The organism is Eudoraea sp. (assembly GCF_049665975.1).
In the GTDB taxonomy this organism is placed as follows: Bacteria; Bacteroidota; Bacteroidia; order Flavobacteriales; family Flavobacteriaceae; genus Eudoraea.
Genome location: NZ_JBATGR010000038.1, coordinates 17992 through 29903 on the forward strand (window position 1 = coordinate 17992; position 11912 = coordinate 29903).

Here is an 11912-nt window from a genome sequence, read left to right on the forward strand (position 1 = left end):
CTACAAATAGATTATTCTTCCATAACTTCTTCCTCTACTGTCTCTGCCTCAATTTCCAGCATGATCGCCATGTATTCAGATAAATCATAGTAGCCATGTTCTTCCACAATTTTGCCATTGACAAACTGCGAAGTAAGATGCACAGGTATAACAAGTTTCTGGTTATTGGCTGCGATAGTTCCTTCCCAGGTTCCCCAAAAATTTACCCACTTTTCACCTTTATCATCAATCACCATTTCATAGAATATATCCTTATCGGTAAATCCATAACTAGATGTACCCGCTAGTAAATCTTTAAACCCTTCTAATAATTCGGCAGGTGTAGAATCTTCGAGTGTGTTATGTTGAATTTTCGCCGTATCTGCGTAATGAGTCATCCAGGCGGTCCAATCTCCTGCGTTATAATCCTTCACAAGAGCCTTAACTTCATCTATTTCAGGAGACGAAGAGAAATATTTTGGTTCGGCATTTTTACAGCTCATAAAAAACACTGCTGCCAAGAACAATAATAGAATTTTTTTCATTTTTTAAAATTTAATGATTAGTGTATAGTAAAAACCCCAATAGTTTTTGGCCATTGGGGGTAATAGTTAATATTTATTTAGATGGACTATAAGCCATTTCTGGTCTCATACTTCCTGTAAATACTTCAAATTTCAGCAAATTACTTCTTAGTTCGTTGTATAATTTAGGCCACTCATCACCTAAAAGTTCATTGTTTGCGGTTACTTTAGCACTATAATCAGTACTGTTTTTTGCAGCGGCAGCTACCATATAAAACTCACCTCTGGTACCGAACCCACTTTTGTAAACCCTGTAATAGAATTTAGAACCCTTACTGGCAAATAAATTCGTTATGGCCTCCATGTTCTTTCTGACCACAGACCTGTTTGACGGCGTTATATGAAAATAGAAGAATTTACGATAGTTTTCACCTTCAGGTGTTTGTGTTATGCCTTCTGGCATATACGACATTGCCTTGTCTAAATGTATGATATAATCTTGTTCAATATCATAACATTCGTCCATTCTATTAAAAATATTTTCAAAAGTCTGTGGACCCATTTTTTCTTTAAGTGTTGCAAAAACAGGTTTATCAATATCCGCCATACTGGTAATAGGCGATACCCATAAATACCGGTCATCTTCTGTATTGGTAACTATGGTACTAATTTCCTGAATGTCATGTTTTTTTAGGTTATCCGTTAATTCTTTGCAAACAGATTCGTAGTCGGCTACTTTAGAGGGTTTTACCACATCCTCATGTACCCAATAAGCCTGGGAATTACTCTCTTCCTGGGCAAGACCTATTGCCCCGGTAAGTAATGCTAAAAATAAACTTGTTAATCGTGTCTTTAGTGTTCTCATTGTTGATTCAATTTTTGTTAAATTAATTAATATTTAGGGTTTAAATTATTCAAGCACCGGGGAAGTAAGGGTATAACCCAATTGTTGAAGCAGATCTAGTTCGTTATAATAGACGTCTTCTTTGTATAGTTTTCCATTTTCCGTGAAATAAAGATGTGAGAGCCCCTGAATTTTAATTTTTTTACCTGTAGCCGGCATCTCACCAAACACGCCTGTGTTACTGCCAGTGCATTCCCAATTCATAAAGATGTTGTTACCTTCTATATACGCATCACTGTATTGTATTTTTAAGTCGGGAAAACCTGTAAAATAAACATTCATATGAGCCGCCATTTCATTTTCATTCCCTGCTACGTTGATACCATTGAGAATTCTAATAAAACTCTTATCTACCAATTCATTCAATTTGGATACATTTTGATCATTCCAACAGGAATCAATAAATACACTTAAACTATTGGAAAGTTTATCGTTCATAGACGATTCTACGCTTTTATTATCCGTCTTGCAGGCAGTAATTACAACTAATAAAATAAAAATACTAATTAAAGATTTGGACATAATTCTCCACACAGATTACCCGATAAGCGTTCATTATACCTATGCGGTAAGCTAAAGAAAAAATAAAATAGCACAAATAAAAGCAGGAATGGACGAATGACCTTATTTAATGTCCGAATGTATATTTTCACTTAGCGAAGCAATTGTTATGTTAAAATTTGTATATTTAAATAATTACGAGCCCCCATCGATTATTTCTAAATAAACACGGTGAGCCGATTTTTTACGGTTTTGGTTTTCTTCATATGTTCATTTTTGAGCCCTGAAATTGTTCGGTCCCAGATTGTAGACTTTAAAAGCGAAAATTCTTACAAAAGAGTGTTTATTGATACGGATAATTTTGGAATTTCCTATTTAGACATCCTTGAGAACGCCTACCCATTAAGCAAAAATGATACTATCCAATTCAATATTCTCAATGACCTTGGGTATTACTGGCATACGAGAAATTTAACCAAAGCCCTAAATTTTACAAAGGAAGGCTTACAACTAACCCGTGAAAAGAAAGATACCTTATGGGAAGGAAGGTTTCAAATTACTGAGGGAGCTATTCTATTAAGGATGGAAAAACTGGATAGCGCCAGATTTACCTTAGAATCCGCAATGAAAAAAGTTTTGGAGAGAGATTTGCCATTGGTCTATACTCAGTTGGGATATGTATATGAGAGACAGGGCAAATTGGATAAGGCGGCCGATATTGCTATGGAAACCCTGATATTAGCAGATCAATTAAAGGATAAAAGGGCAATGGCTGTTGCTTTTAGTGATTTAAGCAATTTATTTTGGAAACAATCACGCTATGAAAAGGCTCTGGAATATGGCCAAAAGGCCTTAACTCTTTTTGAAGAACGAGGCTTAAATGACCTGGATTATGATTTTACGCTATATGTAGTAGGGAATTGCTACATGGCTTTGGATAAACATGAAGAAGCTCTTAATTATTTCGAACATTCTATAGCAATTGGCGAGCGATATGGTTTTTATAATAATTTATGTGACGTATATATTTCTATGGTATATCTAAAAGCCTATATGAACGATTTTGAAGCAGCAGATCTTGCGGGTGAAAATGCTGTGAAATATGGGGAATTATTGGATAATAATTTTATGTTAATGCGTTCCTGGTTGTCAATAGGTAAATTGCAAAACCTTCAGGGAAAATATATTTCCTCAATTGAGAGTCTTGAGAGGAGTATTGAAATTGCTACAGCTGATTTTGGAGATGATTTTTATCTTAGCCAGGCCTATGAAGCCTTAGGCAAGGCGTATGCTGGCAATCACAATTACCGGGAAGCCTATCAGGCCTATGCAGAATATGATAAGCTTAAAAAGGAGATATTTACAGCCGAGGCAGATCAGCATATTTCATTATTACTTACAGAGTTTGACGTAGCTCAAAAAGAGAGTACTATTATAGTACAGGAAAATCAAATTAAAAAGCAAAGATCAACACAGACGCTAATGATTCTTATCGGAGGGTTATTACTATTGATTTTATTACTCTTATACAATACCATAGAAACTAATAAGAAGAAAAACAGATTGCTTAAAAAGCAAAATGACGAAAAAGAATTTTTGCTAAAAGAAATACACCATCGCGTAAAGAATAATTTAGAAGTTGTATCCAGTTTATTATCCCTGCAATCTGAGCAGGTTAATGATGCAAAGGTTTCCGACGCCATGCAGAAAAGTCAGCTTAGGGTTCATAGTATGAGTATGATTCACCAAAAACTTTATCAGGGTAAAAGTTTTTCATCCATTGAAATGAAGGAATATTTCGAGAACCTGTGGGATTATATTGTAGATATTTACGGGGCTTCAGAAAGAATACATATTGCTTGTGAGATGAAGGAACTTAAATTGGATGTTGATACCGCTATTCCTATAGGTCTGATAGTGAATGAGTTGTTCACCAATGCTCTGAAATATGCTTTTCCGGATAATCGTAAAGGACTTATAAAGATTAGTCTTATAGAATCAGGGAATCAGTTACACTTAGAAGTATCAGATAATGGCATAGGTAAAAACTATTATGATAAGATGGAGGGTACGGGCTTTGGCACGCAATTAATTGAATTACTCACCAGGCAATTAGAAGGCAAAATGTCTTTAAATGTTAAGAAAGGAACAGCAGTTTCTTTCGAATTTCAAAACCACAAAGCAGCTTAAGTATGGATAAGTTAATTAGAATTTTAATAGTGGAAGACGATATGATTATCGCGGCGAATCTTTCATTACAATTAACAAAGTTAGGTTACGAAGTCATTGGTATTGTATCCCGGGGTGAGGATGCAATTAGTAATGCAAGTCAAAACAAACCTGATATTATTTTGATGGATATAAATCTTAAAGGAGCTATAGATGGTATAGATGCAGCAATTGCTATTCATGTACAAAATGAAATACCCATAATATATTTAACTGCCAATAATGATGACGGTACTTTTTCCAGGGCAAAAGAAACACAACCGTATGCTTTTATTTCCAAACCTTTTAATAAATTAAATCTTCAGCGCACTATAGCGCTAGTTGTTGAGAAAATAAAGGATAACGGAAGTTTAAAACAATACTCGGACCAAAATAATTTGGAGGTTTTACCAGATCGGATTTTTGTCAGGCATAATGGAAAAATGGTTAAATTATTATTAGACCAAATTCTTTATATTGAGGCTGAACGAAACTATTGTAATATTGTAACCACCTTAGGTAAATATCTGGTCGTGAGCACTTTAAAAACAATTGAAAATGAATTAAAAGACAGCTGTTTTATACGTGTCCACAGGTCATTTATTGTTAACATCTGCAAATTGGATATTGTAGCCGATAGTCATCTCGAAATAGACAGAAAGGTTATTCCAATAAGTAAGTCATATAAGGAATTTTTACTTGGAAGATTGCATACCATTTAACCGTTAAAACAACAACTTTTTTCACCTATAGACTTCCTCATTTAAATTTTTTAAATTTACTTTTTTTCATGGCTTCTGCAATGGCATGCCCACTACTGGCATCTCGATTTTCTAACTTCTCGATTATTTTTGGATGATCCTGTTCACGTCCTTGCGATAACTTATAAGCTGCCTGTATTTCTTTGATTTCAATCTCAAAACCTATAACGCCTTTTACTTGTCTGAGAGTTTTCTTAGATAAATTATGCAGAGATACAGGATTTTCTGACTTTCGCTCATATTTGTCTACCAGTTTATGAAGAGAAGCCATAAGGGCCTTTTCGTCCTGAATTTTTAATAATCCGTAGATATGTACTGCAATATAATTCCAGGTAGGAACTTCTTCTTCCAGATACCAGGATGAAGAAACGTAAGAGTGTGGCCCGTTAAATATGCAAAGGACTTCATTGTTTTCAACAAAATATTTCCATTGTGGATTTGCTTTTGCAATATGACCTACCAAGATGTCTTTACCATTGGCGTCCTTATCTAATTCTAATGGGATATGAGTGGCCCAGGGTTTACCATTCATATGATTTATTAAAATACCAAAGGAATTATTAATAATGAATTCCTTAACTTCTTTAAGATTTTCATTTTTATAGTGTTGTGGTATATACATAGGTCTTCCGTTACTTATTCTTCACCAAAGGAAGCTCTAAATTACAATTAGTCATTAAAAATCTACAGTTCAGGAAGTCTTTTTTATTTCGGAACGGGTTTTGGACCATTTTTGAACTATTAACCTTTAAAAATCTTAAAAATGAAAAACACTTTATTGCTAATATTTTTTTTTATAGGCCTATCTGTATTCGGCCAGGATAAATATACCAAAGGCATGCAACAGGCATTTACCCTTTGGGGAGATGGAAAGGCAACAGAAGCATCCAATCTTTTTGAAAGGGTTGCGATGGCGGAATCAGACAATTGGTTGCCATATTATTACATTGCTCAGGTAAATACCTTGCGCTCGTTTGGCGAAACAGATAAAGAAAAGATAAGTCAACAGCTAGAAAAGGCACAGGAATCTATTGACCTTGCTATGGCCATATCACCAGAAAACCCGGAAATTCTAATACAGCAGGCATTGATCCATACAGCTTGGATAGCTTTTGATGGCGCCACCTATGGAATGACCCTTTCAGCTAAAAACGTTGCTATTTATGCGAAGGCATTAGGCCTGGCTCCCGATAATCCCAGAGTGGTTTTATCTAAAGCCGAATGGGACATGGGTTCTGCCAAATACTTTGGAAAAGATACGACTCCTTATTGCAAAGATGTAGAGCGGTCATTGGAACTTTTTGCTAACTTTAAGCCTGAAGGGCCATTTTATCCTAATTGGGGAAAAGAAAGAGCAACAATGATCCTCAATGAATGCCATAGTGAGGAAGTTAAATAGAAAACTAACACAGCTCAACTAAAATGAAATATCTGGGTAAGACATTGATAATAGGATTTTTAGTAGGATTAATCCTATCTGTCATTTTTGTTAGTATTAAATTTTTTGCAAATGGTTCGATTCAATTTGATAGAGAATTTTATATAGGTGTAGGTTATAATTTTCTTTATTCAGTAATACTGACTCTTATTAATAGTTCTTTTTTTGATTATTTAAATCATAAGGTCGTCTGGAAAAAATACGGCAGGTACAGACTGGTTATAGGAGCTGTAGGTGGAGTTGTTCTTACGATGATTGGTATTCTTTGGATAAGAATATTGATTCGGTTGGGTTTTGAGGGCGCCAATTGGGAAGAATTTCTCGCCGGAGAAAGGACTGTCCATTACCTTATAGCCTTAATAATTACGATTGTAGTCTCTGTGTTTTTTCATGCGTTATACTTTTACAGGGCTTTACAAGATAAAAAAGTCAAGGAGCAAAAGATAATTGCCGGGACAGCTTCCGCAAAATTCGATGCTTTAAAGAATCAGTTAGATCCTCATTTTTTATTTAACAGTCTTAATGTACTTACCAGTTTAATTGAGGAGGATCCTGATCAGGCGCAAAAATTTACTACATCTCTATCTAAAGTATACAGGTACGTTCTGGAACAAAAAAATAAGGATCTTGTAACTGTTGACGAGGAACTTCAGTTTGCAAGAACATATATACGATTACTAAAAATGAGATTTGAAGACAGTATTGTCTTCGATATTCCAGAAAAGTGCAGTAATCCTGAAGCCAGGATAGTACCACTATCGCTGCAACTTTTATTAGAGAATGCGGTTAAACACAACGTTGTCACCAGCACAAGGCCTTTACATATTAAGGTATTCGAAGAAGGGGAGTCACTTGTAATTCAGAATAATTTGCAGGAGAAACAGGTGGTCAGGAAGAGCAGTGGGGTAGGGCTCAGGAATATTCAGCAACGGTATAGTATTCTTTCTGACAAAGAAGTTCAAATTAACAAAACCCCGAAGGACTTTACGATCTTTTTACCCATGCTTACCAAGATGGTTAGTATGAGAGAATCACAGCAAATCTATATCAGTGATAAGAGATATCAGAAAGCTAAAGAGCGAGTAGAGGCAATTAAGGGATTCTATGGAAATCTTACTGCATATTGTATTGTAATCCCCTTTTTAGTATGGTTAAATTTTAGGTCAACAAGTTTTCCATGGGCAATTTTTCCTGCACTGGGATGGGGTTTTGGACTTTTGATGCACGGAATGGAGGCTTTTGGTTATAATCCTTTATGGGGGAAGAACTGGGAAGAAAAGAAGATAAAAGAGCTAATGGAAAATGATGAGTTTTAGGAAGGAAAACTACCCATTCAAAATTACAATTCATCCTTAAAATTATACGTTTGAGAAATCTAAATTTAGAGGGTTGTTCAGTATTTCGCAATTTTGAATTGTAATTAGTAACAGAATCATTTACAAGACAGGAATCATGGAAAACAATAGAAAAGAAGCCAGTTATATAATGGCAAAAGAACAGGTAAAAGCAATTAGGGAATTTTATGTCAGTAGTTTTTTATACTGCATAATTATCCCGGTTCTTATATGGATAAATTATCAGACTACCAGCTTTCCCTGGGCGGTGTTTCCGGCTCTTGGCTGGGGCCTTGGCTTGATAGGTAAGGGTATGGCTGCTTATGGAATTAATCCTTTATGGGGGAAAGTGTGGGAACAAAGAAAAATTCAGGAACTAATGAATAAGGAAGGTTTTTGAGCTATTATGAAACTGAACATCTATGTTGTTATTCAACATATGACAACGCTGAAATATAAATAACTATTAACAAAAGCATCATGGAAGATTTTAATAAAGAATCTAAATATTTAAGAGCAAAAGAACGCGTAGATTGCTTAAAGAAATTCTATGGAAATCTAGCATCGTATGTGCTCGTGATTTCCTTTCTGGCAATACTAAACTACTGGACAAATGAATGGCGTTATATGTGGTTTTTATGGGCTGCATTTGGATGGGGAATTGGGATAATTTTTCACGCCATAAAAATCTTTAATTTAAACCCGTTTTTTGGCAAGGACTGGGAAGAGCGCAAGATTAAGGAGATTATGCGAGAAGATGAACATCAAAACAGGTGGGAGTAGGCTATTACAAAATAATTTTAAAAGTATATATCAATGGAAATTGAAAATAACAATAAGCTCGAAAGAGCTAAGAAGCAGGTGGATGCGATAAAGGGATTTTATATACATTTGGCTGTATATATAGTGATTAATGCATTTATTCTTGTGAATGTATATATAAGAACAATGTACGATGGTGGAAATTTCTGGAATTTGTCCACTTTTTTCACTTTATTATTCTGGGGAATTGGTTTGGCATTTCACGGAGCGCACGTATTTAATTTTAATCCGTTTTTTGGTAAAAAATGGGAAGAACGGCAAATTCAGAAATATATTGAAAAAGACAAACGCGAAGCTGAAAAGTTCAAATAATAAAATAGTAAAGGCATTTTGTCAGAGTATTCTATTATTTTGAAAGCAAGGGTAATTAATTAAATCATTGGGATGAATGTATTGATAATTGAAGATGAAAAACCTGCAGCGAGAAGACTTGCAAGATTACTCACTGAACTAAATGTAAGTGTTTCTAATATGCTTCATTCTGTGGAAGAGGCTGTTGAATGGTTTCAGAACAATAAGCATCCGGATTTGATTTTTCTCGATATTCAACTGTCGGATGGCTTATCCTTTGAAATTTTTGATCTGGTTGAGGTTAATAGTGCTATTATTTTTACTACCGCTTATGATGAATATGCATTACAGGCATTTAAGCTTAACAGTATAGATTACCTTCTAAAACCAATTGATGATGAAGAGTTGGAGAGTGCAGTCAGAAAATATCAAAACCTGAAACCAGATCATGAACAAATAAGTCTGGATTTTGAGGATATAAAAAAATTACTGATCAACCCCCTTGAAAGAGAGTACAAAAAAAGATTCACTATTAGGCTTGGACAGCATCTGAAAATTATCAATGCTGATGAAATTGAGTGTTTCTACAGTGAAAATAAAGGTACCTATGCTGCAACTGCAGAAGGAAGAAACTATCTTTTGGATACTACTTTAGAAAACCTGGAACATGAATTATCACCACAAATATTCTTCAGAGTAAGCAGGAAGTTCTATATCAATATCAATCACATAAAAGACATTGTTTCTTACACCAATTCGCGCCTGATAATCAAATTAAATCGCTATAATGAGCAGGAAATAATCGTTAGCAGGGAAAGGGTTAAGGATTTCAAGTTATGGTTAGAGTAAATATAATTAAAGACCTGATATAAAGCTATTTAAGTATAGCTATAGATTTTTCTTATAGTTGTGTTTTTATTGTATTTCAGGATTTTTTATCTACTCTGTTGTCATCAAAAGCAGACGGCAGTAATTTAGGGATTAATTTAATAAAAATTGGCAATAAAACTGCTCCTCCGGGTAATAAAAATATTGCCAGAGAGGGTATGCTTTTAAAAATATCGATAAGCTGATTTTGGACTTTTTTCTTTTCTTCCTGACTGAGGTCCTTGACTGTAGACTTGGAAAGTAGTTGCATCAATTCTTTACTCTCTGATAATTCTTTTTGAAGTCTTTTATTATTTCTCAAAATTAGTTTATTGACCACTTTAGACATGCTATCATAAAATTGAATTGCCATGTTGGGGTCTTTCAGAAAAGGAATATTTGCAGAATTTTTTTCAAAGAAGGAAGTAATTTCTTCTAATGATCTGGAAATCTCTTTTCTCTCAAACCCAAGATCCTTGCCAATACCAAAGATAAACTCGGATTCCTGATATTCCAGTGTTTTATCTTCCCAAACAGTAAGACAGGCAACATCCAGAAAATAATGATTTTCCCAGATTGAGGAGTTTTCCAATAGCTGGACTCTATATGAGCCATCAAATTCTTGTTTTTCACCATCAATAAATGTCATGGAAGATGCAAAAAGTTGGGCTAAACGCTCGTCCGTTTTATTTTTTTCTTTAGAGTTTAGTGCATGTGAGGTAACATTTATGGTCAGGTATTCTAATGTTTGAGCGTGTTCCCTAATGTTTTTGCCACCGTTCAGGTAATATTTGAATGTAAGAACATCAATAAATAATAAGGAGTTTGTAATAATTCTGTTGAAGGTTTTACTAAATACATTATCGCCCAGGTAGACCCTGGAGCCAATCAGTTTTTCAAGTTGTTTAGAGGTTTTACTACCGGCAAGGATTTTATTAAGGAAAGAGATATTACTAATATTTAGTTCCTGATAAAATTGAAAAATTGTTTGAAGAAAATCATCAAAATTAGAATTATTGCGTTCCAGCTTAAAAGTGAAGAATAGCGCGGTAAGCAAGTTAATCTTGGCCTTTTCATCCTCCGACAAGGTGTGTTCAGGGCTAATAAAACGCGGAATCTTGATATTTAGGCCATAGACAAAACCAGATGTTTTAAGTCCCCCGTAAAGATGCCTGAAATTGCTAAAAACTTCATAATTATCTTTTACGTCGTGCCCGAATTTATCGATCCAACCGGATGCAGATGGGTTCATTGGCTTAATCTTTTAAAAACTCAAAGTAAAACAAAATATAGGACATTCCCTTTATTGCCCATATTATTAAAAAGGGATATAGTTCTATATATGAATCATCTCAACTTTAGTTTATGATTTTATCAATCTGAAATTTTATTTGAAACTTTGCAATTAATCAGTATTAAATCTACTTAGCATTTTGGTTTTTTTTAACTTTTTTGTAGGATTTTATAGATGAAATGCTTATGTTTATCGTTTAAATGCTATTAATGCATTTCTGCAATGCCCCAAGTATTACAGAAATCTGAATTAATTTATTATTACGTTTTTCGAGAATTTAACCCAAATCAACCTCGTTATGGAATACTATATTTTCTCCGTTTGGTTTATAGTGATGTCATTTCTTTTGTTTAAAGTTTTTAAAGCCCATTATTCTTTAAGAAAAAATCAGGGCAGAGAAATAAATCATTAATAATTAAAATGTTATAAGGCTAGGCTATCAAAATTTCAAAAATGATAGCCTTTTACTGTTATTGAAGATTCACCAAAAAAACCATAAACGAATAGACCTCTTAAAACTAAAGATGGCTGCTAAGTTAGCAGCCATCTTTAATGACATTATAAGTTTTCTATTCAATGATTCCGGTGCAACTTACTCTGGCACCAGCGGCACCACTTGGTTGAGAAGTAAAATCATCAACTCCCTGATGTACAATTACAGCTTTGCCCAAAATGTTCATATTTTCATCTTCGCAGCCTATACACCACTGATCTGTACTAAATTCAGCAACGGCATTACCGTCTGCATCTGCCGTAAAATTACCGATATCACCTTTGTGGAATCCCTCGGCCATACCCCATTTTCCATGTGGCTCATGAGTTGGGTTCCAATGCCCTCCGGAAGACGTGCCATCATCAGAAGAACAATCTGCCTTTTCGTGAATGTGAATTGCGTGTTCTCCCGGGCTAAGTCCACTTAATGTGGCTTTCATCATTACCATTCCTTTTTCTTCTGTAAAGACCACTTCACCCTGCACATTACTGTCACT

At 34.6% G+C, this 11912-nt stretch carries 14 protein-coding genes; 8 read left to right on the forward strand and 6 right to left on the reverse strand.

The genetic code is table 11. From position 1 onward, the window contains the following. Window positions 1–11 precede the first annotated feature (11 nt). From WBN20_RS01555 to WBN20_RS01565, 3 genes are all read right to left on the reverse strand, one after another. Window positions 12–482, reverse strand: a complete 471-nt coding sequence (locus tag WBN20_RS01555) for a nuclear transport factor 2 family protein (RefSeq protein WP_424274324.1) — start codon at window positions 480–482, stop codon at window positions 12–14. Window positions 483–597: 115 nt separating this feature from the next. Beyond that, complete coding sequence (locus WBN20_RS01560) at window positions 598–1368, reverse strand: hypothetical protein (protein ID WP_424280455.1); 771 nt, start codon at window positions 1366–1368, stop codon at window positions 598–600. Between the two features lie 45 nt (window positions 1369–1413). Then, on the reverse strand, window positions 1414–1929 hold the full coding sequence (locus tag WBN20_RS01565) for an ester cyclase (protein ID WP_424274322.1): 516 nt from the start codon (window positions 1927–1929) through the stop codon (window positions 1414–1416). Between the two features lie 210 nt (window positions 1930–2139). On the opposite strand from WBN20_RS01565, the gene WBN20_RS01570 reads away from it, so the two are divergent. Both WBN20_RS01570 and WBN20_RS01575 read left to right on the forward strand, forming a co-directional pair. Continuing rightward, on the forward strand, window positions 2140–4098 hold the full coding sequence (locus WBN20_RS01570) for a tetratricopeptide repeat-containing sensor histidine kinase (protein WP_424280456.1): 1959 nt from the start codon (window positions 2140–2142) through the stop codon (window positions 4096–4098). Between the two features lie 2 nt (window positions 4099–4100). Next, entirely contained in the window at window positions 4101–4838 is a 738-nt protein-coding gene (locus tag WBN20_RS01575; protein ID WP_424274320.1) for a LytR/AlgR family response regulator transcription factor, read from the forward strand. A 37-nt stretch (window positions 4839–4875) separates the two neighbouring features. Here WBN20_RS01575 and WBN20_RS01580 read toward each other — a convergent pair whose 3' ends face one another. Next, window positions 4876–5499 carry an FMN-binding negative transcriptional regulator gene (locus WBN20_RS01580; RefSeq protein WP_424280457.1) on the reverse strand — a complete coding sequence of 208 codons (624 nt, stop codon included), beginning with the start codon at window positions 5497–5499 and terminating at the stop codon, window positions 4876–4878. Between the two features lie 141 nt (window positions 5500–5640). On the opposite strand from WBN20_RS01580, the gene WBN20_RS01585 reads away from it, so the two are divergent. The 6 genes from WBN20_RS01585 (at window position 5641) to WBN20_RS01610 (ending at window position 9611) form a co-directional block, all read left to right on the forward strand. After that, window positions 5641–6276: a tetratricopeptide repeat protein gene (locus tag WBN20_RS01585; RefSeq protein ID WP_424280458.1), complete on the forward strand. Its 636-nt coding sequence runs from the start codon at window positions 5641–5643 to the stop codon at window positions 6274–6276. A 23-nt stretch (window positions 6277–6299) separates the two neighbouring features. Then, window positions 6300–7631 (forward strand): 2TM domain-containing protein, encoded by a 1332-nt coding sequence (locus WBN20_RS01590; protein ID WP_424280459.1) that lies wholly within the window; start codon window positions 6300–6302, stop codon window positions 7629–7631. 136 nt (window positions 7632–7767) lie between these two features. Beyond that, complete coding sequence (locus WBN20_RS01595; RefSeq protein ID WP_424274317.1) at window positions 7768–8049, forward strand: 2TM domain-containing protein; 282 nt, start codon at window positions 7768–7770, stop codon at window positions 8047–8049. Window positions 8050–8129: 80 nt separating this feature from the next. Beyond that, on the forward strand, window positions 8130–8432 hold the full coding sequence (locus WBN20_RS01600; RefSeq protein ID WP_424274316.1) for a 2TM domain-containing protein: 303 nt from the start codon (window positions 8130–8132) through the stop codon (window positions 8430–8432). 33 nt (window positions 8433–8465) lie between these two features. Beyond that, complete coding sequence (locus WBN20_RS01605; RefSeq protein ID WP_424273350.1) at window positions 8466–8783, forward strand: 2TM domain-containing protein; 318 nt, start codon at window positions 8466–8468, stop codon at window positions 8781–8783. Window positions 8784–8855: 72 nt separating this feature from the next. Continuing rightward, on the forward strand, window positions 8856–9611 hold the full coding sequence (locus tag WBN20_RS01610; RefSeq protein WP_424280460.1) for a LytR/AlgR family response regulator transcription factor: 756 nt from the start codon (window positions 8856–8858) through the stop codon (window positions 9609–9611). A 76-nt stretch (window positions 9612–9687) separates the two neighbouring features. Here WBN20_RS01610 and WBN20_RS01615 read toward each other — a convergent pair whose 3' ends face one another. Together WBN20_RS01615 and WBN20_RS01620 are read right to left on the reverse strand one after the other, a co-directional pair. Then, window positions 9688–10881, reverse strand: a complete 1194-nt coding sequence (locus WBN20_RS01615) for an LETM1-related biofilm-associated protein (RefSeq protein ID WP_424280461.1) — start codon at window positions 10879–10881, stop codon at window positions 9688–9690. Window positions 10882–11492: 611 nt separating this feature from the next. Beyond that, the coding region (locus WBN20_RS01620) for a superoxide dismutase family protein (protein ID WP_424280462.1) at window positions 11493–11912 on the reverse strand (420 nt) is incomplete at its 5' end.